The sequence below is a fragment of the Coprobacter tertius genome (genome assembly GCF_024330105.1).
Lineage (GTDB): Bacteria > Bacteroidota > Bacteroidia > Bacteroidales > Coprobacteraceae > Coprobacter > Coprobacter tertius.
The window spans coordinates 343447-369010 of sequence record NZ_JANDHW010000001.1; the positions used below are offsets into that span (position 1 = coordinate 343447).

The following is a 25564-nucleotide window of genomic DNA, read 5'->3' on the forward strand; positions in this document are numbered from 1 at the left end:
TCGCTGTAAATATTGTATGTATTTTGTAATCAGTGAAGTATGAAGTAAATATGGGATTGTTCTCAACCCGATTCACGTTTATTCTTTTAGAATATCTCGTTTTAAACGATCGGTTTACCTATTGTTGAGATGTTATTGAATGGGAAGAATATATGCGGTTTTAAAGAAAAATATATTTCTAAATAAGTGATAAAAATAAATTCTAAAAACGGGTATAAAAATTAAGGTGTCGATTATCCGGAAAATGTACCTGAATCTGTTTTTTAATAAATAAATTCAGGTATTATACAAGCATAATATATGTTTATATTTATTTAATCGAGTGTATTATTACAAATTCCGGTTTATGAAGAGTTGTAAGACAGGGAGAACGCAAAAAATACCTTCTCCCTGTCTCGTTATGTAATAAATGATGAGATAGGTAAGAATAAAATTTGAAACAAGATCATTAACGAAAATTTTTCTTTTGGTGGAAAGTCGCAAAATTATTTAAAGTAGGAAAGAAAACAATACCTTGATTATTGCTGGAAATTAGTAAATTATAGAAGGAAGGAGAGCTGTTGAAATAATAACGGATGATTATACCTTCTGACAACGTTCTTAGCGGTACTTTAAATAAACAGGGATGTGATAAAGATTTTAATCGGTTGAAATTTAAATATCAAATGGACTAAAGTATAGATAAAATCTTTTGTTTTTTCTTTTTTTATCATACTTTTGTTATGATATTTTTGTATCACTTAAATGATAATAACATGAAAAAAAGTGCGATGAATTTATGGCATAAGAAAATGGCCATATTGTCTTTGATTTGTTTCTGTTGGGCGAATGTTTGTGCACAGACAGAAATTTCGGATGCTGCAGGCTTAGCAGATATTTCAAAAAATTTATCCGGAGATTATAAACTTACTGCCGATATTGCCTTAACTGAGGCATGGGTGCCTATCGATGGTTTTACAGGTACCCTCGATGGGAACGGGCACATTATCAGTGGGCTTGTGTATAATAATTCTGAAACAGAAAAAGCCGCTTTGTTTGCAACAACAACGAATGCTACCATAAAAAGGTTAGGTATCGAAAATGCCAATATTATAGCCAAAAAGGATATTGGTGCCTTAGTGGGTATAATGACAGGAGGCCTGATAGAAGAATGTTATGTAGCTGATAGCTATTTTCAGGGTAATGATCACGTTTCCTCATTAGTGGGTCAGGCTGTCGGAGGTGCAAAAGTGCAGAATTGTTATTCTTCAGCTTATGTATATTGTACAAGCAATAATACCGGCGGTATTATTGCCAGCGGTAAGGATTGTACACTTTCGAAATCTTATTTCTCCGGAATGATAAGAACGGCAGGAGGTTCTCAAGCTGCGGGACTACTCGGTTTTGTAGAAAGAAACTATAAACCTGCAATCGATAATTGTGTGAATCTTTCTCTCCTTGTTGCATCAGGTGGAGGAGCTATGCGTATAATCCCAAATCCGGACCGGCCTGCTACAATTTCTAATAACTATTCATTGAGTACTACTTTGGTAGGAAAATACGACTTGAATAGTTTATCTGAAGTAACAAGCGGCACAACATATTATGGAAAGGATAACAGGCATGGAGCTAATTTGCCGGATGATGCAGATGCTAAATCCCAGACTTTTTATAGTACGACATTGGGTTGGGATTTTGTAAATGTATGGAAAATGTTGGGTGATGGTTATCCTGTGTTTCAATGGCAGAAGATACCGGTAAATACTTATGTAATAAATGCGAACTCTCCTGATAATTTAAACTTGTTGGATGTTACCGGTAGAGCTTTAAGACCGGGTATGGAGCTTGATTTATCTAAATTTATATCCGGACATGACATCGAAATGAATATAAGTTCGGATAGTCCTAAAATTGAGATCGTATCGAATAAGGTGAAAATAAGTGCTGGCACAGAAATTACCGAAGAAGAAAATGTCGCTATAAATGTTGCTGCGGTGAGTCCCGATTTTACAGTAAAGGGTACCATAACAATCAAACTATCTCCGGGCATTCCGTTCCCTAATTTCCCTCTTTACCCGGATGGAAATATCAGTGAGGTATATAATTCAGGCCCCGGTATGGCTATCGATAAAGAAACGACTACCGACGAAGATTCAAAAATGGTAGTTATTAGTGCTACTTCTTTAGAAACATTTAATGATTATATCACGGTTCTTTTAGATAATGGTTTTACTCAAATAACAACGAACACAATAGAAAACAATATATTTTATTTGTTGAAAAACGAAGACCGATTCTATTATGTCTATTTTACGGGATCAAAAAATGAAGTTAGAATAATACAAGATAATTCGACGCGCACTTTATTGGCTGATCTTGATGTTGCCGCTCAGGGAACAGGGAGGACAGAGTTCTATTCATATAGTCTTGATTATACCCATGGAGAAGGACAAACTTCTAAATCCGACTATTGGAAGATCGATTGTGGAGCACTGATAATTATTAAATTGAAAGATAACAGTTTGTTTATTATCGATTCGGGACATGAACGTCAAAGCAGTATTGCGGCGCAAGAAGCTTTATTGAAATTTATGTATGAGATTACAGGGCAGGAACCCGGAACAATGTTGAACATACGAGGTTGGTTCTTCTCCCATGCACATGGCGATCATGTATATTTGGTTTATCCTTTTGTAACAAGATATCATGAGGTATTGAAAGTCGAGAGTGTCTTGTTCAATTTCCCTTCTTATCAAACGATGAGATCGGGTTATGATTCAAGTACTTTCCTTATGAAAGAAACTTTTAATAAATATTATCCTGATTGCAAATACGCCAAATTGCACACCGGAGAGGTTTTCTCGCTTCAAGGACTTAAATTCGAAGTTTTGTTTACTCATGAAGATGCTGTTAATACCATGGGAAAGACGACGATCGGAGACTTCAACAGTACTTCAACTTTACTAAAAGTTACGATAGATGGTAAAACATTTATGCTTCTTGGAGATAATACCTCTGAGGCCGCTTCGAATGTGTTGAAAATGTATACATCGGCGGTATTGAAGAGTGATTGCGTACAAACGGGACACCATATGTATAATGATTTGACTAATTTATATAAAGTAATTGCTGCTCCGTTGGCCTTCATTAGTAATTCGGAAGCAAATATGAAAGGAAATGAGGCTAAATTGGCCGGGGTTACCAATGCGGCCGATAATGTGAAAGTGTTGTATTCCGACCCATTTACTTCGAAAATAACGGTGGAGAATGGTGAATTTGTAACGGAAAATATTCCGAGCTATCGTACTTATTTCAAAACCGTTGAACTTCCCGACTTAGATAAAGGTACAACAGTAGGAGGAAATAAAGCGGATATAGACATGGTATTGACTCAAATCTCGTTATTGGATCAGGTAATAGACAAATCTATTACCGGTACAGATGGAAAGAGTACTAATGAACCATGTTCTCGTATTTTAGATGGTTCTACGACAACTAAATATTGTACGGGAAATATTCCTGCAACCGTTGCGTGGACTATGAAGCAACCGGTACTTTTGAAATGGTATGTCATTTATACAGCCAATGATAATGCTACCTATAAAGGTAGGAATCCTAAAAATTGGGTATTGTGTGGATCAAATGATGGAGAATCTTGGGAAACGATTGACTATGTGGAAAATGGCGGATTAAAGGACGAAAATTTCGTTGGAACTGCATTTGCGGTTTCCAATCCGAAACCATATCAATATTATGCATTCAAAACGTTTGAAACAGGAGGTGCGACAACTCTTCAATATTCTGAAATAGGATTGTATGGAGAAGACGACATTCAGGGTATTTCTTTACCTGTGTCAGAGAATGAGTTACCGGTTGTTATAAAAATTGAAGGAAATAATCAGATTTCGATCAATTATGAGGGAGAGATCGATCAGAGTACGCGATTGTCGGTTTATAATGTAACCGGTCAAAAGGTAGTAGATCAATTCATCTCAACATCAAAAACTTTTGTTTCGCTACCTACTGGTGCAAATATATTGAAGGTATTCAATTCGAAAGGCTGTATGACGAAGAAGATAGTATTGAATTAGACTTCGGTTTTAACACAATGAACGTTACTGTTTAATAGGTATATATTAATAATTTATGAGATAGTTGCCGGAACTGCAGCCGGCAACTATCTTTATTTTGAAGCTGTATTTTTGGTTGGAGAAAACAGAGAGGGACAGGACCGGAGAAAAAGACGGTATAAACTTCAGAGGCGTTTTGGCCTTATCTGGAGATTCTATAATTACGTTGGTGGATTATATTGTGTATGAAAAAATATTTTTAAGAATATTGGCGATTATATAGAAAGGGGGAGGATAAGGTTGTGAATGTAGTATGAATTAGAAAATAAAAAAAGGCTTACAGTTAACTGTAAGCCTTTTTTTTATTTTAAAGTGGTCCCACTTGGGCTTGAACCAAGGACCCCCTGATTATGAGTCAGATGCTCTAACCAACTGAGCTATAGGACCGGCTTGAGAATTCTCAAAAGCGATGCAATATTACTGCTTTTTTCCGAATTGACAAAATAAAATTCTATATTTTATACATAAACTCATAGGAGATTTTTTTAAGCAATTGTGATTCAGGCAAAATCTACTTTAGTGTATAGCCGGTTTCTGATAAGGACAATTACCAAATACGAGAGTTGGGGGTAACCTATGGGTAAAGTAATTATTTTGTATTATCTTTGTTAGCCCAATTCTGTAATGAAAAATGATAATCATCGACCATCCGGATATGATCCCGGCTAAATCTCTTGTTGCCGGGATCGGTTTTTTTGACGGAGTACATCTCGGTCATCGTTATCTTATCGATAATATACGTAAAACAGCTCGGGAAAAAGGGCTGTCTTCGGCTGTTATTACATTTCGCCGCCATCCCCGTGAAGTTTTGGATAAGAGCTATTCTCTACAGCTAGTTTCTACTTTTGAAGAAAGGATACGGCATTTGTCTGCTACGGGTGTAGATTATTGTATTGTGCTCGATTTCACTTTGGAAATTTCTCGTTTTTCTGCTCGTAATTTTCTTGAGCTATTGGTGAAACACTATGGTGTTGCCATTTTGTATGTCGGGTATGATCATCGTTTCGGACATAACCGTAGCGAAGATTTTTACGATTATGTGCGCTATGGAAAAGAGCTGGATATAGAAATATTAAGGGCTGATGTTTATTCACCTGACGGAATGCATGTAAGCTCTTCCGAAATACGACGTTTGTTGGCATTGGGAAGGGTCGATGAAGTCGGACGTTTACTTACCTATCATTATACTTTACGAGGCCGTGTCGTAGAAGGCCATCGATTAGGTAGAAAAATAGGGTTTCCTACGGCTAATTTACAAATAGAGGATTCTTGCAAAGTAATTCCGGCCAATGGCGTATATGCTGTATGGGTAGTTACGGACGAAAACAGGCGTTATATGGGTATGTTAAATATTGGAACTCGGCCGACTGTAGATAATAGCAATCAACGGAGTATAGAAGTAAATTTGTTCGATTTCTCGGGAAATCTGTATGGGAGTGGACTCGAAATAGAATTTGTTTCGTTCATCCGGCCAGAAAGACGTATGAGAGGTATTGATGAATTAAAAGATCAATTACAAAAAGATAAGGAGTACACCCGTGGTATACTCCTTAACTGAATAGAATATATTTTCTATTTTAATTTATCTTCTTTTTTCTTGATAGGGATCTCGCGGTTCATGCTTTGTTCGAGAGAGATTAGAGTTTCGGTCGCTACTACGCCGTGAATTTCTTGTATTTTATTGTTTAATAGCTCCATCAGGTGTTCGTTATCACGGGCATAAAGTTTACATAACATAGTGTAGGGACCGGTTGTAAAATGACATTCCACTACTTCGGGTATTTTTTCGAGTTCGGGTACGACATCTTTGTACATCGAACCTTTTTCCAGTTTTACGCCGATGTAAGTGCAGGTGCGGTATCCCAAAGATTTAGGGTTAACATGATAGCCTGAGCCGACAATTACGTTCATATCGATCATGCGTTGTATACGTTGATGTATCGCTGCCCGAGAAACACCGCATTGTACAGCAACGTCTTTAGACGGAATGCGGGCATTACGCATAATTATTTCTAATATTTGTCTGTCGAGATTATCTATTTTTTCCATAATTGTATATCGTGTTGTTAGTCATTTTGCCAACAAAAATAAGAATATTTTTTGAAGAATGCACTTTTATAGAGTGTAATTCGACAAAAAGACACGAAAAGTCGGTTAAAAGCTCAAAAAACAGCAGTTGGAAATACTGTATATTTATACTTTTTATTCTTTATCTTCTCGATTGGGACAGATAACGTCGATAATTTCTATTTCAAATTTCAAAGCCGAATTAGGTCCGATATCACTTCCTGCACCTCTTTCTCCATAAGCCAGTTCGGAAGGAACATATAATATATATTTTCCCCCTTTGCTCATGAGCTGTAGGCCTTCGCTCCAGCCTTTGATTACATCCGTAACCCCAAAAATTGCGGGTTCGTTCCGGCTATATGAACTATCGAATTGTTTCCCACCGGCTAATGACCCGATATAGTTTACTTTTACTTTGCAGTCGGGGGTAATTTTTACACCGTCACCTTCACGTAAAACTTTATATAATAATCCCGATGCGGTTTTATATATGCCGGGCTCTTGCTCTTTTTTAGCCAGAAATCGTTTGCCAGCTTCGAGGTTTTCCTTGGCCTCTTTCATTTTTCGAGCTTCTGCTTTTTGGTTCATCCGCTTTCGTTGTTCTTGGCCGAATTGGTCTATTTTTGTTTCGGCGTCATTTTTCGAAATTAGTGTTTCTTTTCCGAGCAAAGCAGCATATAGAGCGGGTAAAAACATATTTTTGTTTACAACGATACTATCTTTGTCCATTTTTTCGAACTGTTGCTTCATGGCAAAACCCATTTGCAGTCCCAATTCGTAAGAAAAACGGGTAGAATCGGTATAAAAGGTTTTGTCGATTCCTTTTATAAGATCATTAACTTCTATTTTTTTATCTTGCCTTTTTAACATATTGGAGATATCGTGCCCGTTAACAACGCCAAAAGTATAAGCCAGAGAGTCGGCTTCTGTTTTTAATTCTACTTTTTGTATTTTAGGTTGTTTGGCTTTTCTTTTTTTTGCCGTTGCGGGAAGAATTACCAGCAAACAGCAGATTATAGTAATTAGGTGTTTCATTGTTGTTATGTATTAATTAAGTAATTGGTTTTAAATCGGAAATTAAGAAACAGGCGGAGATTAAAAAAATAATCACCGCCTGTAACCGAGACTATATCGGTCTAAGTTTTTCTTTCTGTAAATATTATTTAGAAGGTTCGACTTCGAGCAGGTCGATATCGAATACCAGTACCGAGTTCATTGGAATAGAACCTGCCTGGCGTACACCGTAGCCCAGTTCGGCAGGGATGTAAACAGTATAGCTCGAACCCGGGGTCATCATCATAAGAGCTTCTCTGAATCCGGGAACAACTTGAGCGACATTCATGCTGGTTTTTTTGTTTGCATCGAATTCTTTACCGTCGATCAAAGTACCTTTGTAATTTACTTTAACATTGCTGGTTGCGGTCGGTTTTTCACCTTTTCCTTCTTTATTTACTTTATAAAGTAACCCTGACGCAGTTTTTTTAACTCCTTTTTCTTTTGCTTTTTCGGCTAAAAATTTTTCGCCGTCGGCTTTATTCTTTTTAGCTTCGGGAGTATTAGCCAGTTTTTCCTGTTCGGCTTTCATTTGTTTTTCTTGGAAAGCTTTCATAAAAGTTTGGTAAACTTCCTCTGCTTTTTGTCTCGATAAGAGAGTTGAATCACCTTTGAGAGAAGCAGACAAAGCTTGCATGAAGATTTTTTTATTCATTACCAAATCGCGTTCTGACATGCTTTGGAATTGATTTTTCATGTTGATGCCGATTTGCATTCCCAATTCGTAAGACATTTTGGTCGTGTCTGAGTTTACTGCAGTAGAAATACCGTTGATCAATTGATCTACATCGATTTTTTTAGGATAACTTTTGATACCGGTAGCCATATCCTGACCGTTAAGTACGCCATAAGCGTAACTTACACTGTCGATATCTGTTTTTAAGCTACTACCGCTTTTGCTGTCGCAAGAAGTGAGTCCAAAAACTACTGCACCGGCAGTAAGTACTGAAAATAAGATTGATTTTTTCATTTTAATAAAATGTTGTATAAAGATTATTTTACAATATCCAGTAATTCGACTTCGAATACGAGGGCTGAGTTCGGAGCGATAGCGTCACCGGCACCTCTTTCTCCGTAAGCGAGTTCCGAAGGTATATATAATTTCCATTTAGAGCCTACAGGCATCATTTGTAGAGCTTCTACCCAACCCGGTATAACTTGATTTACTCCGAAAACAGCTGGTTCGCCCCGCTGTACCGAACTGTCGAATACCTGGCCGTTGGTAAGTGTACCGTGGTAATGGCATTTTACTTTATCGGTAGCTTTCGGTTTTTCGCCATTTCCTTCTTTCATGATTTCATATTGCAACCCGCTGGGGAGTGTCACAACGTTTTCACGTTTTTTATTTTCATCGAGAAATTTCTTCCCTTCGGCTGCATTTTTCTCAGTAATTTCTTTTTGCATCTGGGTAAAGAATTCGTTAATTACCTGCTTGGCTTCGTCATAGGTCATTTCCGGTTTTTCGTTTTCATATACGGCTTTAACTCCTTTTGCAAAGTCTGAAACATCGATTTTGGAGATACCCGAACTTTTAAAGTTATTACCCATACTCAGGCCTAATGCATAGCTTAATTTGTCCATAGTAGATTTTAATTTTATAAAAGGTAAATATAAAACTTTACCCGATTGCGATCGTTTGATGCAACTATCGGGCGAAGATAGAGTTTTTATTGTATAGTTCTTTAATTTTCTATTAAAAAAAAACCTAAATTTGTGCTAATCCCTCGTGGGAAAAATCTTTAAGACCAAACGTTTTTGAAGGGTATTTTGTTCTTTTCGCAAAAGATTTTAGAATTTGTTCTGTCGATATAATAACTTAAAATATTTGAAATATGAAAAAACTTGTTGTGCTTACAGGGGCAGGTATGAGTGCCGAAAGCGGACTTTCTACTTTTAGGAGCAGTGACGGGTTATGGGAAAATCATCGGGTAGAGGATGTTGCTACGCCTGAAGGGTGGGAGCGTGATCCTGAAGCTGTTCTCGATTTTTATAATATGTTGCGCCGTAAGCTGATAACGGCTAACCCTAATGAAGGTCATTGTGGTTTGGCTACCCTTGAGAGAGAGTATGAGGTGCGTATTATAACACAGAATGTAGATAATCTTCATGAACGGGCCGGCAGCGGCCATGTTTTACACTTGCATGGTGAATTGATGAAATCCCGTTCTTCAGGTGATGAAAATCTGATTTATGATATTCCGGTTAACAATCCCGATATTAAAATTGGGGATAAGTGTGCTAAAGGGTATCAACTGAGACCTCATATCGTTTGGTTCGGGGAGGCCGTTCCTATGATCGAAAAAGCGATCGACTGGGTTGCTGAAGCCGATATATTTGTTGTAATCGGAACTTCTTTGAATGTATATCCTGCTGCGGGTCTGTTGCATTATGTGCGTCGGGGGGTACCGGTGTATCTTATCGATCCGAACGAGGTGCATGCACCGGGAAATATTACACGGGTCATTCGTAAGGGGGCGACTGAAGGGGTTAAAGAGTTGACCGCATTGCTGAAACAATCTCATTCCTGATTATGTATAATCAAGAATAAAAAAAGGCGCAATAGATAAAAGTTGTATTGCGCCTTTTTTTATCTATATTTGGGGATATGATTAATTTATTTTACGTTTTTCTTTTACCGCTTCGATAACATTGATAATATAATCGCCCAGTTTTTCACATTCCGATATAATATCCATAAAATGAGTTCCCGACTGGTACTCATATTTTTTAGAATTTATATTTTCGATATTGGCTGTGCGTAACTGATTCCTGAAGTTGTTAATTTCCATTTCTTTATTATAGGCTTTGTTGAAATCGGCCTCGGTAACATCGTTACGTGTAAGAATAGAGATCATATTTTCGAGAGCTTCCGATACGAGCCGCATCATAACGTCGATATCGGCAATGATGCCTTCGGTAAATTCGGTTTTTGACTCTTGTTTACGTTGTAAAGTACGCGCCAAGTGGAAACAGGAGTCGCCGATGCTTTCAATTTCCGACGTCATCGTCAGCATGGCGCTTACCTGTAATTTACCGTCGTAACTTAAGCGTCCATCGGCTACATTATTCAGGTATGCGGCGATCTCGAGATCCATCCGGTCGCTTATTTTTTCATATTTCTCGATACGGCTGAATATCTTCGAGTAACTTTCGCTTCCTTCTTTCTCGTGTATCAGATCTCTAACCATTCCAAACATGCGGTTGGTACGTTCGGCAAAAACTCCAATCTCTTTTTTAACTTGTAGAAGCGAAAGTTCGGAGGTCGATAAGAGGCCGCCCGATATAAACTTGAGTTGGAATTCTTCGTCGTCTTGATGTTTTACCTTTATCACTCGTGTGACAATATAAACATAAAAGTTTACAAACCATATCATGATGAGCACGTTGGCGATATTAAATACGGTGTGGAAAAGTGACAATGCATACGATACCGTTACCTGCATTCCCTGGTACTGGCTTCTTAAAGCAGCTTCGGCCCCGGTAAGGTGGGCGTTATCGTTCGATATTTTATTAATAACATCCGGTCCCTGTTGTTGTATAAAGTTTATCAAGTCGGAAGGTGAGCCTCCGGTAAGTTCCCCGACCAAATATGCGATAAACCGGGTAAAAGGAAAAAATAATAATAATACCCAGCATACGCCGAAGATATTGAACATAAAGTGAGCGAAAGCTGCTCTTTTGGCCGAAACGTTTCCAGAGATGGCGGCAAGATTGGCCGTTATGGTCGTACCTATATTTTCTCCTAAAACCATTGCCGCGGCTATATCGAAAGAAATCCAGCCTTTACTGCACATGATCAGGGTAATGGCCATGGTAGCACTCGAGGATTGTACGATAATTGTAATTATCGACCCAATGAGCAGGAACAGCAATACAGAAAGAAATCCCATATTGGTATATTCCGATAAGAAGGCGAGTATTTCGGGATTACTTTGCAGATCGGGAACCGAATTCTTTAAAAAGTCGAGACCCATGAATAGAAATGCAAAACCGATTATAAATTCTCCCCATGAGCGTCGGCGGCTGTTGCCTGAAAAAATGAACGGAATGGCTAATCCGATAAGCGGGATAGCGAAAAGACTTATGTTTACTTTAAATCCGAAAATCGAAATAATCCATGCGGTAACGGTAGTTCCTACATTGGCGCCCATAATAACCGATATGGATTGTACGAGAGAGAGAAGTCCGGCGTTTACGAAACTCACCACCATGACAGTGGTAGCCGATGAGGATTGAATGAGTGCGGTAATCAGTACTCCGGTAAGTACCCCGGTAAATCGGTTGGTGGTCATTGCCGTGAGAATGCTTCTTAACCGGTCTCCCGCTACTTTTTGTAGCCCTTCGCTCATGACTTTCATACCGTATAAGAATAAACCCAGAGAGCCGATGAGGGTCAAAAAGTCGAAAAAAGTGTACTCCATTACATTTAGTTTATTGGTTTTGTTGTTTTATATGAGACTTCTTGGTATATTAGCGTAAAATCTGTTACCGAACTAATTTTGATGCAAAAATATAAAAAAATGAAACATGCGCAATGTTACAACGATATGAAAATATATTCGGTAATGATATTAAGAATGCTTATAGTTTAGTTTATAAATGGAGACAAGAAAAGATATAGATAAAAATATAGAAATAATAAGTCAGGACCTCGGTCATCGGGTTAAGGTAAAAGAGGGAAGCTCTTTAAAGGAGATATATCAACAGTTGGGGATACGGCTATCTTACCCAATATTATGTGCCCGGGTTAATAACAAAACGGAAGAACTCGACTACAGAGTATATAATCCTAAGCAAATAGAATTTATAGATATTACGCACCCTTCGGGCATGAGAGCTTATGTGCGTTCGCTTTGTTTTGTGCTATACAAAGCAATAGAGGATATAATGCCCGGCACACGGCTGCGTATCGAACATTCGGTGTCGAAGGGATATTATTGCGGCTTGGGGGATCGTATCGAGATTACACCCGAAATGGTTTCAGCCATTAAAAAAAGGATGTCGGAAATTGTAGATGCCGATTATGCTTTTGAGCGAATCGAATGTCCTACTGCAGATGCTCTAAAGCTCTTCAAAGAACATAATATGCCCGATAAGGTGGCGCTTCTGGAATCTTCTCGTACGCTATACACGATATATTATAAACTCGATAATCTTATCGATTATTATTATAGCTGTTTGGTACCGTCTACCGGATATCTGAAAGTATTCGATCTGATTAAATACAATGGTGGTTTGTTGTTGTTACCACCTTCCGAAACCGATCCTTCTCGAGTGGCGGAAGTGGTGAGGCAGGAGAAAATGCTCGAGGCTTTTAAGGAATATGTAAATTTCAACCATATCGTCGGATTGAGTAATGTGGGAAATCTAAATCAGGCGATTAAACTGCGTAAAGCGACCGATTTGATAAAAGTTTCCGAAGCGTTGCATGAGAAAAAAATTGCAGGTATTGCCGATGAGATATATGAGCGTAATAAGAACGGAGGGGCAAGAGTGATTCTTATTTCAGGGCCCTCTTCTTCGGGTAAAACAACATTCTCTAAGAGACTTTCGATACAGTTAATGACCAATTTACTTGTACCGGTTACGATTTCTCTCGATAATTATTTTGTTAATCGGGATCAGACCCCTCTCGATGATGATGGAGAATATGATTATGAGTCGTTATATGCCCTCGATCTGAAACAGTTTAATCACGATATAGAACGTTTACTTGCCGGAGAGGAGGTAGATTTACCTACTTATAATTTTGAAACCGGTCGTCGCATGTATCGGGGAAACAAATTACAGTTGAAATCTTCTAATGTACTTATTCTTGAAGGGATACATGCGTTGAATCCTGAGTTGACCCCACAGATTGACGATATGTATAAGTATAAGATATATGTTTCTGCGTTGACTTCTATTTCGATCGATGACCACAATTGGGTACCAACGGGTGATAATCGGCTCTTAAGACGTATTATAAGGGATTATAAATACAGGGGATATACTGCTCAAAATAGTATTGCTCGCTGGCCGAGTGTGAGGCGAGGGGAAGAAAAGTGGATATTTCCTTATCAGGAAAATGCCGATGCGATGTTTAATTCATCTTTATTATTTGAATTATCTGTATTGAAACGACATGCTGTACCATTGTTAAATGCGGTTCCGAGAGATTGTTCAGAATACGGAGAAGCCAACCGGTTATTAAAATTTCTCGATTTCTTTTTACCGCTTACCGAACATGAAATTCCTCCGACATCATTGCTCAGGGAGTTTTTGGGAGGAAGTAGTTTCAAATACTGATTGTAATATCTTTAAAACATACGAAATTATGAAAATAAAACAATTGCTCTTTGATTTCGGAGAGGTATTGGTAAATCTGAGCCGAGAGAAATCGGTTAATGCGTTTCAGGCTTTGGGAGCGGAAATCGCGGATGACATAGTTCCTGCGTCCTGGTCGTTCGGAGGGGTATTCGGTGATCTGGAGACAGGTCGTATCGACGAACGTAAATTTTATGACGAATTAAACCGGTGCTTGAGAATAAATGCGTCCGACGAGCAGCTTCGTGATGCTTGGAATGCTTTGTTACAGGATATTCCGCTTTATAAATTGCAATTGTTGAGGGAACTGAGGAAAGATTTTCGGGTATATATGGCTAGCAATACGAATCGTTTACATATCGATTATACCCGCGATCGTCTTTTCAGAGATGAAGGCGGTACAATCGATGATTATTTTGATAAGTTATATCTTTCATATGAAATGGGAGTTTCCAAGCCCGAAGCTGCTTTTTTCGAATATATTATAAAAGATGCCGGGATAAAACCCGAAGAAACTTTGTATTTCGATGACAGTCCGGCTAATATAGAGGCTGCTTGGCGTATGGGTTTCAGAGTATGTCCTGTTTCTCCACTCGATGATCTCGATAAATTGGTAGAGACTTGTCTGCATACCAATCGTAAGTAATACTTTATAGATAATGTTTAAAAGTCCCGATCTTTTTCTTCTGAAAAGTCTATCGGGGCTTTTATTCTTAAGGGTGAGGCGGAGATGACTAAAAAGATCAGTCGTTTTTTTTGATATATAGGGGAGATTCTAAAAATAGATAAGCAGAAAGGTGATATCCTATTTAAAGGGGGTAAAATACAGATATAAAAAAAAGCGTCAACCACTTGACGCTTTTTATCCAGTTGCGGGAGCCAGACTCGAACTGACGACCTTTGGGTTATGAGCCCAACGAGCTACCACTGCTCCATCCCGCGATGTTTGTGGATGCAAAAGTACAACAAATTATTGTGTTTGCAAGAGATATAATGTTAAATATGTAAAATCTTAGATGCTATTCAAAGTAGAACGATAAAACGACCATCTGAGAAGATATTTTATTATAGGCTTGCGTATATTTGTAATCGAGAGGATCTTGCAAGTCTTTTCGGTTGCGTTGCAGTACATTGCTTAATCCGAAACAAAATTTCAGCTCGGGAATAAGTTTGAAAAAAGGAAGATAAATATCACAACCCAATCCGATCTCGAGATAGGTATCGTAGGTTTTTAGTTGTAATAGTTCGTTTTTCTTTTTGGCCAGATCGAGAGTCGGACTTACTCCGGCAGTAATATAGGGTCTGTAATTATTTAACCGTTTCGAACTGAATTTAATATGCACGGGAAAGGCGAGATAATTGGATTTTATGTCATTATTTACTGTTTCTCCGGTATTGTTGTTCCGTATTTCTACTGTTTTATTCCCGAAATACATAGTAGGAGTGAATCTCATGCTCAAATATGGGTTTATGTATAAATCTGAAACGAGACCTACATTGAATCCCGGAGAGAAAGAGGGTATTTCGCTATAGAAACTATCCCCGTCGACAGTTACATTACCCGAATGGGAAAACCGAAGATCTTGTACATGAGTACCTACCGAAAAACCGAAATGCAGCCTCCGCTGATCGATGAACGGGGTAGTCTGCACTTTATTTTTTTGTGCAGATAACGGAGTTATCGTCAGTAGTAAAAAGAAAAATATACAGAGGTGTCTTAGCATATGTCTTTTTTCAGAATGTATTTAGATAAACGGTAAATCGGGTGGCTTATTGTTTGTAAAGATAATATTTTGAATGGCATTTTCCGGTATGTTTGATTTTTATCGATGCTTTTAAGCGCAATAACGTTTCGGAAAAAAAACATCTCTTTTTTTGATAGGAATGATAAAACTATTATTTTTGCAGAACACATAATTAGTACTAATTCTTAAATTAAACTTTAAAACAATGGCTTACGTAATTAGTGATGATTGTATTGCTTGTGGAACTTGTATCAGCGAGTGTCCGGTAGAAGCTATCTCTGAAGGAGATAAATACAGTATCGATCCTGATACTTGTGTTGATTGTGGTACCTGTGCTGGTGTTTGCCCGACAGAAGCAATTCACCCGGCTTGATCCAGAGCATACGATCTGCAAAAATAAGAAACCCGCTTATAGTTTTACTGTAAGCGGGTTTCTTGTTTTATCGAACCATAGATTTATAAATTATCGATTGTATACGTGGTCTTATATTGAGAGTCATAAGTGCAGAATTCCACCGGTGTGCATAAACACGGTTACTTAAGAAAATATATAACAGGTCATTCTCCGGATCTACCCAAAACGCGGTTCCGGTAAATCCGGTGTGCCCATATACCGATGCTGGGGCCTCTTCACATGTAGGACTTGAATTGGGTTTATCGATATCAGGTTTATCAAATCCTAATCCACGACGGCTCCGGTTGCTATTGGTTTTGGTAAAGACTTCTACTGTATGTTCCGATACGTATTGTTCGTTGCCATATTCTCCTTTATTCAACCACATTTGTAGCAATTTGGCCAGGTCGTTTGCATTGGAGAATAAACCGGCGTTACCGCTTACTCCTCCTGTAAAGGCTGCTAACTCATCATGCGGATACCCGATGAGAATTTGATGTCGAAGGAACTCGTCATTTTCGGTCGGGGCGATATCGTTCTTAGAGACGGACTCGAGCGGATGGTACATTGTATGGTAGGCGCCCAAAGGCCGGTATACATTCTTTTCAAGAAATTTATCGATGGGTTGACCCGTTATATTTTCAACTGCTTTTTGTAATAAAATAAAATTAAGACAGCTATATTTATAATTTCTATTTTCTGATGGCACGATATGGGTTATTCTATTGAAAATTGTATCGGGTAATGAGGATACCGTATAAAGATGTTCGGCAATTTTAAGTGAAAAAGTATTGGAAAGTGTGTCGGAAAACAAGTCTTTCCGTAATTTGGCATTTTTATTAGCGTAAAATCGGTTATCGATTTGTATACGATAATTTGCATCTCGTTTCCCTTTAAATAAAGGTCCGGTAAAGGTAGCACTATCTATAACAATAGGATATATGGGTATTATAGGAGGCAATCCTGTCTCATGAAAAAGAGCATCTTTTACCGTGATTTGTTTCATTTCTTTATTTTTGTTGAGCTGGGGTATATAACGGGACAATTTTTGATTAAGTCCTATTTTATGGTCATTATATAATTCCATTACAGCCGGTATGGTCGCTGCCGCTTTGGTAAGAGATGCAATGTCGTATAGATCGGTGTTGGTTACAGGATGAGTGCCTGCATAGTCGAAAGCTCCGAAAGAGCGATTGTAGATTACTTTGCCCTTATGTGCCACTAATATCTGGCATCCGGGGAAAGCCTTGTTCTCGATACCTTCTTTTACAATGGCGTCTATTTGCGAAAGGGTACGACTATTCATTCCGACTTCTTCAGGAATGGTATAACCGAGACGTGACGGTTGTTTTTTTATACCGTTTCCAGCAGTATAAAGATTCTTTACCGTGACCGGTATTTTGCCTCGTGCTCCGTAACCTCCGAAAAGTACTTGTGCGGCGTATTCCTGTGTCAGATCGTTATTTTCATAAGCCAGCACTACGGCACTGGCGTTTTTTATAAGTCGACTGTACGTTTTCATCTGATATGGAGAGATGAAAAATACCAAAATAGGTTTTTTGCCTTTACATAGATTTTCTGCAATTTGGGCATCTGCGACTTTGTTCGAAAAAATTCCGACGATAAGGGTATTGCAATCGGCTAATTGGTTCGAATTTCCTTGTTGTTTACTTTTGGAGGTGGAAAACACTGTCGTTTTTGCAGAAATCTCGGTATAATTGCCGATCATGTTCTGCCAACTTTCGGCTTTTTGCTGACCGACGGAAATTATACCGATTTTTCGTTGATCTAGTTTTTTCAAGGGCAGCATATTGGTCGAGTCGCTCAAAACTGTAATCGACGATTCTATTAACTGACGTTTTAGTCGTTCGGTTTGAGGAGTATTCAAATCCTGTTCCAGATTGGTCAGTGAAATGTATTGCGGTTTGTTCAGACCTAATATATATTTATATCTTAATATCTTCAAGCATTTTTCTTCGATGAGTTTGTGAGGAATTTTTTCGTCGGAAATGGCTTTTAGTAACTCTTTGAATTTAGTTTCTGGAGCAAGAGGTTTTACAAACATATCGTTTCCTGCCAGTAACGCTTTAGTAATGAGTCCGGGAATATCCGATGCTCCTTTCATCTCTAATCCGTCTGTGAATACGAGTCCCTTGAATTTCATTTTTTGCTGAAGCAATGTGTCGGTAATAGAGGGGGATAATGAAGCCGGTAGGTTGGTGTAGGGATCGAGAGCTGGAACATGTAAATGACCGATCATCATACCTGATAAGCCGGCGTTGATGTAACGGCGGAAAGGAAGTAATTCGAATTTTTCGAGATGTTCAAGACTATGATTTACGGTAGGTAATGTTTTATGAGAATCTTCTGATGTATCACCGTGACCCGGAAAATGCTTTGCTACCGAAAGAACCCCTTCACTCTCTATTCCTCGTGCATAGGCGATGCCCTTTTGGGCTACGGCTTCGGGCACTTCTCCAAAAGACCGGCGTCCGATGACCGGATTGTTTTCGTTACTATTGACATCCAGTACCGGTGCGAAATTTACATGTATGCCCATACGTCTGCACTGCCTTCCCACCTCTTTCCCATAGGCATAAATAAGGCTATCATTTGTGATAGCCCCTAATGTCATGTTAATCGGAAATCGAGGTGCGTCGGTAAGCCGCATCGAAAGTCCCCATTCTCCGTCGAGTGTGATCATTAAAGGAATCGAAGCTAAAGATTGACTGTAATTGGTAAGTTCGACCTGGTTTTTTACCGTACCTTTAGTAAAAAGTATACCGCCTATTTTGAGATCTTGTACGTATTTGCGGATCAGTTCTTTATTTCTTGCCGAAAGATTTACATCCACACCTAATACGAATAATTGGCCTACGCGTTCATTGAAAGACATCGAATCGAAAACCGAATCGACCCATTGATTCATCTTTTCCCGATCTATTTGGGAGAACATATTCGGTTCTTTAGTCTGAGGTAGTGTAAAACTGCATAAAAGTAGGTAAATAAATATTATGTGAATATATTTGGGCATATTATAGAGTTTCCTTATGTTATTCGATTATAAAACGATTATCGAGGGTGGCGTTCAAAACTTTCCCCTCTTTTTGCAGTTCTTTAACGTATGACAGCATTACATCTCGGAGCCGTATGTGTGAATCGATGCGTTCTACTGCATTTTTGAAAGCATCCATTCCGTCATTCCCATTTGCCAGGTAATCGATCGTACCTACCGTATAAATGCGATCTTCTTCTATCGGTTTTCCACCTATCCTCAGACTTTTTATCTGGTAATCGGGCGTAACGACTAACGCTACCTCTTTGCTGATTCCTTCCCCTTTGCGGGAAGCGATCGATTCGAAGAGCGTTTTTACGTCTTTTCCTTTGATTTTTAACAGACTCAGTGAATTATCAAAAGGGAAAATACTGAAAATTTCTCCTACTGTGATATCTCCTTTACTAAGTGAAGTGCGTATTCCTCCCATATTCATAATGGCGAAGTCGCAGCTGGTATGATTTAGTTCCCCGACTTTTCTTTTTAGTAAGTCGGCTGTGAAATTAGAAAGTCGACTTTGAGGACGTTTAATGTCCATAAATACGGCCGATTTTCCAATTACTTGTCCGGTGATACTATCTACTTTTTGCTTGTAGAGATTTACTTCGTTAATAAAACTTGTGTCTGTCGTTTCTCTTTGAGAGATATCCATCGGGACGGTATAACCCTCTTCACTGACAATTTCGTAATGAGGCTGTCGGCACGAGAATAGAGCGAAGAACAGTAGAGAAATATATAAATAAGGGTGCATTTTCATAATTGTTGGATATTTATTTTTTTAAGATCAGTTTCATAATTCCGATGTTTAATCCGCTTTTTCCGGTTTGTCCGATAAGAACGTCTTTCCCATTTTTATTTTTTATTTTTATGGCTTCAGGAAGGAGAGTATGGCTATGTCCTCCCACAATTACGTCTATATCGGTACTGGATGCTGCAAGTATTTTGTCTCCGGGATTGTCTTCGAGCCCCAAATGAGAGAGAATTACGACGATATCTACCCCTTTTTCTTTCAGTTCCTTGGCTAAATGATTAGCTGTTTCGATGGGATCGTGATAAACGGCTCCTTTATAATTTCTTTCGTCAATGAGACCTTTAGGGTCGGTCAAAAGTCCGATAAAACCTATTTCTATTCCATCTATTTCTTTGATAATATAAGGCTTTATTCGGTCTTTTAAAGCTGTGTGGCTGAAATCGTAGTTTGCATTTATAACGTCGAACTGTGCCGGAATCAACATTTCGGCTAATGCATTTATTCCGTTATCGAATTCGTGGTTTCCCAATGTTGCGATTTCATAGCCCATTCGGTTCATTAAATCTATTTCGGCTTTGCCTTTAAAAAAGTTGAAATAGGGAGTTCCCTGCACATAGTCGCCGGCATCTACCAGTATAACGTTTTTTTCTGCGATTCGTACACTGTCGATAAATGCTTTTCGTCTGAGTACTCCTCCCATATCTGCATTTTTAGAAGCCGTTTTAGGAATTGCCTCTATCTGGCTGTGAGTATCGTTCGTATGGATAATGACCAGCGTTTTTTCTTGGGCACCGAGCGAGAAACCGGAAATCAGTAAAATCAGTAAAAGAAAAAATCGTTTAGTTGTTTTCATAATTGAGATGTGTGTCTGTTATGCGAAAATAACAAAACTTTATCGGAAAGACTTGTACCGGCATATTATTAACTTTTATTTACCGAGAATAGAATCGGTGTAAAGTATGCCGGCATGAATAAAAATAAAAATAAAGTTATTTTCTGTTTGGTTTTCTGATAAATAAGTTGTTACTTTGTGCCGCTTTTCGTAATCTCTGGCAGGATTTTGTAACCTGTTACATTACGTTTCATTATAAACATTTTAAATAGCTATTAAAAATGGATTTTATTAAGATTGCAGAAGAAGCATTCGCTACCGGTAAGCAGCATCCCAGCTTTAAAAGCGGCGATACGATTACAGTAGCATACCGTATTAAGGAGGGTAACAAAGAGCGTATTCAGCAGTATCGCGGTGTTGTGATCCGTATCTCCGGTCACGGTGACAAAAAGCGTTTTACAGTTCGTAAGATGTCTGATAACGTAGGTGTAGAAAGAATTTTCCCGATCGAATCTCCGTTTATCGACAGCATTACTGTAAATAAAATCGGTAAAGTACGTCGTGCAAAATTGTATTATTTACGCGGACTTACCGGTAAGAAAGCCAGAATCAAAGAAAAAAGAATATAATATTCTTTTCAAAGGCTATATAAGAACCGCTGCAAATATTTTTGCAGCGGTTTTTATATAATATAATCGAATTATTTTTTTTGTATATCTTCTCGATTTCCTTCTTTTTTTACCGAAATAGGATTGCCGTAATATTCGATGTCTCCACTACCCGAAATACGGGCTTTTAGTTGGTCTTGCGCATAGCAAGAAATATCTCCCGATCCTAATATGACAGCTTCGGTTTTGCCCGAAATAAGCTGTTTGGCATTTATATCTCCCGACCCTTTTACCTGTAAAAATGCAGTAGCCGCTTTGCCCTCCAGGCTGATATTTCCCGATCCTGATAATGAAGCGGTCATCTGGCGGCAATTTACATTTTTAAGTTCGATGTCTCCACTTCCTTTTAAAAATGCGTTTACAATATCGCATTGTACCGATTTTCCTTCGATGTCCCCTGAGCCGGAAAGTTCAAGATCGAGGGTTTGTGCTCTGAAAATTGTTTTCAAAACGATTTTAGCACTCCCTTTGAGCCTGGCTGTACTCAAAGCCGGGCTTGAAACAATGACTTTCAGCCGGTTCTCTCCTCGTATAACGAGATCATTCTCTTTATATTTAACACGAAGTATTTTATTGTCTACAGATATAGCTACTAAATCGATCATATTGTCCGACCCGAAAATCGAGATGCGGGTTTTTCCGTCGGTGCTTTGAGTATACTCGATATCGGGACCGCCAATCGACTCTATTGCATCGAATACTTTTGGGTTGTTTACCGTATACGTTACGTATTTTTTATTGGGAACGATTGTCCGGGCATTTAATAACGTGCTTACTGATATAAGAAACACGATAAAAAGAAGCGTTTTCGATGTCTTCATTTGGTTTTATTTTTTGAGTATTACTAAGATAATCAATATAATTTATATTCGGTAATAATTTAAAGATATTGATGAATATATTTTTACTCTATCGATTAGAATGGTATAAAACTTCGTTTTTTTTGTACCTTTGCATGCGGTAAACAATACAGATTGTAAATTTTTAAAATTATACATAATGAACAAGAAAGCATTTCTGTTGATTCTCGACGGTTGGGGTCTGGGCGACCACAAAAAAGACGATGTAATTTTTAATACTCCTACCCCTTATTGGGATTATTTGTTGGAAACTTATCCTCATTCTCAGTTGCAGGCTTCGGGTGAAAATGTTGGGTTGCCTGATGGCCAAATGGGTAATTCGGAAGTAGGACACTTGAATATTGGAGCCGGTCGGGTAGTGTATCAAGATTTGGTAAAAATTAATCGTGCGTGTGCCGATGATTCTGTTCTGAAAAATCCCGAGATTGTAGATGCTTTTACCTATGCGAAAGAGAGTGGTAAAAAGGTACATTTTATGGGGCTTGTATCAGACGGTGGTGTTCACAGTTCTCTCGATCATTTGTTTAAACTTTGCGATATATCGAAAGCATACGGGATAGATAAGACTTATGTTCACTGTTTTATGGATGGTCGTGATACCGATCCTAAAAGCGGTAAAGGTTTTATCGAAGCTTTAGAAAAACATATGGATGTTTCAACCGGTAAAATAGCTTCTATTATCGGACGCTATTATGCGATGGATCGTGATAAACGGTGGGAACGTGTAAAAGAAGCGTATGATTTGCTGGTAAAAGGAGTAGGAACTCCTGCAACCGATATGGTAAAAGCAATGCAGGATTCTTATGATGCCGGAATAACCGATGAATTTGTAAAACCCATTGTACATGTTGATGCCGATGGTAAACCGGTTGCAGTTATCGAGGAAGGCGATGTCGTAATTTTCTTTAATTACCGTAACGACCGAGCTAAAGAACTCACGATCGTACTTACCCAACAGGATATGCCCGAACAGGGAATGCATACGATTCCCTTGCATTATTATTGTATGACTCCTTACGATGCTAAATTTAAAGGATTGCATATATTGTTCGATAAAGAAAATGTCGTAAATACCTTAGGCGAAGTAGTTGCTAATGCCGGATTGAACCAACTTCGTATCGCTGAAACCGAAAAATATGCTCATGTTACTTTTTTCTTCTCGGGAGGACGGGAAGCGGAATTCGAAAATGAAGAACGTATTCTTATTCCTTCACCGAAGGTGGCGACTTACGACTTGAAACCTGAAATGAGTGTTTATGAAGTGAAAGATGCCTTAGTGAAAGCGATAGGAGAACAAAAATATGATTTTATCGCTTGTAATTTTGCTAACGGTGATATGGTAGGTCATACCGGTGTTATGGAAGCGATACAGAAAGCCGTTGTCGCAGTCGATGCGTCGGTAGAAGCGGTTGTTGAAGCTGCAAAGGTCAATGGTTATGAGGTAATTATTATTGCAGATCACGGAAATGCCGACCATGCGCTCAACGAAGATGGTACGCCAAATACGGCACATTCACTGAATCCGGTTCCTTTTATTTATGTAACGGATAATAAAGAGGCAAAAGTAGAAAACGGTATATTAGCCGATGTCGCTCCTTCTGTATGTCATATACTGGGAATAGCGACTCCGGCGGAAATGACCGGTCACAGCCTTATTAAATAAGAAATTTAAATAATCTTCAGGATATACGGGCAATAAGCAACGATGTATGATCGTTGCTTCCTGTCCGTTTCCTGTCTTTATATGGAATCTGTAATGTTAGAGATCGGTGATACGCTTATCAGCCTCGATGTCCTTGAGAAGGAATTTATTTGCAATCTCGATGCTTGCAAAGGGGCATGCTGTATAGAAGGTGATGCGGGTGCTCCCCTCGAGGAAAGCGAACGTCTTAAAATAAAGGAGATACTTCCTGAAATATGGGATGATCTCTCGCCGGCAGCCCGAGAAATTATCGAAGATCAGGGGGTTGCTTATATCGATGAAGAAGGTGATATCGTAACGTCTATCGTGAACGGGAAAGATTGCGTATTTACCTGTTATGAGAAAGACGGGATGTGTAAATGTGCTTTTGAAAAAGCCTACAAAGAAGGTCGTATCGATTTTTATAAGCCCATTTCATGTCATCTTTATCCGGTTCGCGTTAAACAATATGACCGTTTTAAAGCGGTAAATTATAACCGGTGGAAAATTTGTAAAGCGGCCGAAGTGTTGGGCCGAAAAGAGGGAGTTAAAGTATATCAATTCCTAAAGGAACCATTGATACGTAAATTCGGTATATCTTGGTATAACGAGTTATGTAAGGTGGCTGATGTATATTTAAGAGAAAAGGAAAACAGGTAATGATCTTTTGTGGATTATAGAAAAAGACCGGCTGAATAAATATTTTGAATATATTCAGCCGGTCTTTTTATTTGTTTTCGTTAGTCTATAACGTCGAATCCGGTATAAGGCACTAAGGCCTTCGGAATACGTATTCCTTCAGGAGTTTGATTATTTTCGAGTAAAGCAGCCATGATTCTGGGTAATGCGAGTGCGCTACCGTTAAGGGTATGTACAAGGCGAGTTTTTTTATCGGCACCTTTGAAGCGGCATTTCAGCCGGTTTGCCTGATAGCTCTCGAAATTCGACACAGAACTTACTTCAAGCCATCTTTTTTGAGCGGCAGAGTATACTTCAAAATCGAATGTAATGGCAGAAGTAAAACTCATATCCCCTCCGCATAAACGAAGAATATGCCAGGGAAGCTCGAGTTTTTCTACCAGTGTTTGTACATAGTTTATCATCTCCTTGAGCGCCTCATAAGAATGATCGGGATGTTGTATCTGCACGATTTCTACTTTATCGAATTGGTGTAACCGGTTTAATCCCCGAACATCTTTTCCATAAGACCCGGCTTCCCGTCTAAAACAGGCCGAATATGCGGTATTTTTTATTGGTAGATCCGACTCATTGAGTATCACATCACGGTATAGATTCGTTACCGGGACTTCAGCAGTAGGAATGAGATACAAATCGTCCTCATTGCAATGATACATTTGTCCTTCTTTATCGGGTAGCTGTCCCGTACCATAACCCGATGCTGCATTTACTACATAGGGCGGTTGTATTTCGAGATAACCGGCTTCCCGTGCGTTATCGAGAAAAAAGCTGATAAGTGCGCGTTGTAACCGAGCTCCCTTCCCTTTATATACGGGGAATCCCGCTCCTGTAATTTTTACGCCCAGTTCAAAATCTATAAGGTCATATTTTTTTGCCAGTTCCCAATGCGGAAGGGCGTTATCAGAGAGAGCCGGGATTATCCCTCCGGTACGTTCTATAATATTATCTTCTGCGGTACGTCCTTCGGGAACCATATCGCAAGGAGTATTAGGGATATTCAGTAAGATGTCGACAATGTTATCTTCGGCATCCGACATGGCTTTTTCAAGAGATTTGTTCCCTTCCTTCAGTTCTGCAACTTGTTGTTTTATCTTTTCGGCTTCCTCTTTTTTCCCTTCTTTCATGTATTTACCTGTCTGAGCCGACAGGTTTTTAAGTTCAGCCAGCCGTTTATCGAGTTCGACTTGAGAAGCCCTTCGTATTTTATCGAGTTCGAGTACTTTGTTTATGAGTTCTTTGGCATCGAAATGCTTTTTGGCTAATTTCCTGACAATTTCTTCAGGATTCTCTTTAATCGCAGCCAGTGTTAACATGTCTCTTTGTTGTTTATGATTTACAATATAG

General features: G+C 38.7%; 20 protein-coding genes and 2 tRNA genes. 9 read left to right on the plus strand and 13 right to left on the minus strand.

Going from position 1 to position 25564, the window contains the following annotated elements; genetic code table 11:
* Positions 1-755 precede the first annotated feature (755 nt).
* Positions 756-4070 carry a hypothetical protein gene (locus tag NMU02_RS01245; RefSeq protein ID WP_255025283.1) on the plus strand — a complete coding sequence of 1105 codons (3315 nt, stop codon included), beginning with the start codon at positions 756-758 and terminating at the stop codon, positions 4068-4070.
* Between the two features lie 352 nt (positions 4071-4422).
* Here NMU02_RS01245 and NMU02_RS01250 read toward each other — a convergent pair.
* Positions 4423-4496 (minus strand) — tRNA-Ile (locus NMU02_RS01250).
* A gap of 244 nt (positions 4497-4740) precedes the next feature.
* Between NMU02_RS01250 and ribF the strand changes: the two genes are divergently transcribed.
* Positions 4741-5667: a riboflavin biosynthesis protein RibF gene (gene ribF / locus NMU02_RS01255; protein ID WP_255025284.1), complete on the plus strand. Its 927-nt coding sequence runs from the start codon at positions 4741-4743 to the stop codon at positions 5665-5667.
* Between the two features lie 14 nt (positions 5668-5681).
* On the opposite strand, the gene NMU02_RS01260 is transcribed toward ribF, so the two are convergent.
* The 4 genes from NMU02_RS01260 to bamJ (NMU02_RS01275) form a co-directional block, all read right to left on the minus strand.
* Positions 5682-6158, minus strand: coding sequence for an Lrp/AsnC family transcriptional regulator (locus NMU02_RS01260; RefSeq protein WP_255025286.1), 477 nt, complete (start codon positions 6156-6158; stop codon positions 5682-5684).
* Between the two features lie 153 nt (positions 6159-6311).
* Positions 6312-7211 carry an FKBP-type peptidyl-prolyl cis-trans isomerase gene (locus NMU02_RS01265; RefSeq protein WP_255025287.1) on the minus strand — a complete coding sequence of 300 codons (900 nt, stop codon included), beginning with the start codon at positions 7209-7211 and terminating at the stop codon, positions 6312-6314.
* 124 nt (positions 7212-7335) lie between these two features.
* Positions 7336-8199, minus strand: coding sequence for a BamJ family beta-barrel-assembly machinery protein (bamJ, locus tag NMU02_RS01270; protein ID WP_255025288.1), 864 nt, complete (start codon positions 8197-8199; stop codon positions 7336-7338).
* A gap of 23 nt (positions 8200-8222) precedes the next feature.
* Positions 8223-8810, minus strand: coding sequence for a BamJ family beta-barrel-assembly machinery protein (bamJ, locus tag NMU02_RS01275; RefSeq protein WP_255025289.1), 588 nt, complete (start codon positions 8808-8810; stop codon positions 8223-8225).
* A 251-nt stretch (positions 8811-9061) separates the two neighbouring features.
* Between bamJ (NMU02_RS01275) and NMU02_RS01280 the strand changes: the two genes are divergently transcribed.
* Positions 9062-9757: an SIR2 family NAD-dependent protein deacylase gene (locus tag NMU02_RS01280; RefSeq protein ID WP_255025290.1), complete on the plus strand. Its 696-nt coding sequence runs from the start codon at positions 9062-9064 to the stop codon at positions 9755-9757.
* Between the two features lie 81 nt (positions 9758-9838).
* On the opposite strand, the gene NMU02_RS01285 is transcribed toward NMU02_RS01280, so the two are convergent.
* Positions 9839-11650, minus strand: a complete 1812-nt coding sequence (locus tag NMU02_RS01285; RefSeq protein WP_255025291.1) for a Na/Pi cotransporter family protein — start codon at positions 11648-11650, stop codon at positions 9839-9841.
* Positions 11651-11828: 178 nt separating this feature from the next.
* Here NMU02_RS01285 and NMU02_RS01290 point away from each other — a divergent pair, with 178 nt between their 5' ends.
* The gene (locus NMU02_RS01290; RefSeq protein WP_255025293.1) at positions 11829-13517 is read left to right on the plus strand and encodes a nucleoside kinase; all 1689 of its coding nucleotides are present in this window, start codon (positions 11829-11831) and stop codon (positions 13515-13517) included.
* Between the two features lie 28 nt (positions 13518-13545).
* On the plus strand, positions 13546-14181 hold the full coding sequence (locus NMU02_RS01295; protein ID WP_255025294.1) for an HAD family hydrolase: 636 nt from the start codon (positions 13546-13548) through the stop codon (positions 14179-14181).
* Between the two features lie 224 nt (positions 14182-14405).
* On the opposite strand, the gene NMU02_RS01300 is transcribed toward NMU02_RS01295, so the two are convergent.
* Together NMU02_RS01300 and porT are read right to left on the minus strand one after the other, a co-directional pair.
* Positions 14406-14477: transfer RNA gene (locus NMU02_RS01300), tRNA-Met, on the minus strand.
* Positions 14478-14554: 77 nt separating this feature from the next.
* Positions 14555-15259 carry a type IX secretion/gliding motility protein PorT/SprT gene (gene porT / locus NMU02_RS01305; protein ID WP_255025296.1) on the minus strand — a complete coding sequence of 235 codons (705 nt, stop codon included), beginning with the start codon at positions 15257-15259 and terminating at the stop codon, positions 14555-14557.
* Positions 15260-15485: 226 nt separating this feature from the next.
* Here porT and fdxA point away from each other — a divergent pair, with 226 nt between their 5' ends.
* Positions 15486-15653, plus strand: coding sequence for a 4Fe-4S ferredoxin (fdxA, locus tag NMU02_RS01310; RefSeq protein WP_255025299.1), 168 nt, complete (start codon positions 15486-15488; stop codon positions 15651-15653).
* Between the two features lie 67 nt (positions 15654-15720).
* On the opposite strand, the gene NMU02_RS01315 is transcribed toward fdxA, so the two are convergent.
* From NMU02_RS01315 to NMU02_RS01325, 3 genes are read right to left on the minus strand one after another with little or no spacing between them, the layout of a single operon-like run.
* On the minus strand, positions 15721-18708 hold the full coding sequence (locus NMU02_RS01315) for a serine hydrolase domain-containing protein (RefSeq protein ID WP_255025301.1): 2988 nt from the start codon (positions 18706-18708) through the stop codon (positions 15721-15723).
* Positions 18709-18727: 19 nt separating this feature from the next.
* A complete protein-coding gene (locus NMU02_RS01320) occupies positions 18728-19486 on the minus strand; it encodes a 5'-nucleotidase C-terminal domain-containing protein (protein WP_255025302.1) in 759 nt (252 codons plus the stop codon).
* A gap of 13 nt (positions 19487-19499) precedes the next feature.
* On the minus strand, positions 19500-20333 hold the full coding sequence (locus tag NMU02_RS01325; protein WP_255025303.1) for a bifunctional metallophosphatase/5'-nucleotidase: 834 nt from the start codon (positions 20331-20333) through the stop codon (positions 19500-19502).
* Positions 20334-20593: 260 nt separating this feature from the next.
* Here NMU02_RS01325 and rplS point away from each other — a divergent pair, with 260 nt between their 5' ends.
* The gene (gene rplS, locus NMU02_RS01330) at positions 20594-20941 is read left to right on the plus strand and encodes a 50S ribosomal protein L19 (protein WP_255025305.1); all 348 of its coding nucleotides are present in this window, start codon (positions 20594-20596) and stop codon (positions 20939-20941) included.
* 71 nt (positions 20942-21012) lie between these two features.
* Here rplS and NMU02_RS01335 read toward each other — a convergent pair whose 3' ends face one another.
* Positions 21013-21801: a head GIN domain-containing protein gene (locus NMU02_RS01335; RefSeq protein ID WP_255025306.1), complete on the minus strand. Its 789-nt coding sequence runs from the start codon at positions 21799-21801 to the stop codon at positions 21013-21015.
* Positions 21802-21979: 178 nt separating this feature from the next.
* On the opposite strand from NMU02_RS01335, the gene gpmI reads away from it, so the two are divergent.
* Positions 21980-23503, plus strand: coding sequence for a 2,3-bisphosphoglycerate-independent phosphoglycerate mutase (gpmI, locus tag NMU02_RS01340; RefSeq protein ID WP_255025308.1), 1524 nt, complete (start codon positions 21980-21982; stop codon positions 23501-23503).
* Positions 23504-23596: 93 nt separating this feature from the next.
* Positions 23597-24181 (plus strand): DUF3109 family protein, encoded by a 585-nt coding sequence (locus NMU02_RS01345; RefSeq protein WP_255025309.1) that lies wholly within the window; start codon positions 23597-23599, stop codon positions 24179-24181.
* A gap of 80 nt (positions 24182-24261) precedes the next feature.
* On the opposite strand, the gene serS is transcribed toward NMU02_RS01345, so the two are convergent.
* On the minus strand, positions 24262-25533 hold the full coding sequence (serS, locus tag NMU02_RS01350; protein ID WP_255025311.1) for a serine--tRNA ligase: 1272 nt from the start codon (positions 25531-25533) through the stop codon (positions 24262-24264).
* Positions 25534-25564: the final 31 nt, after the last annotated feature.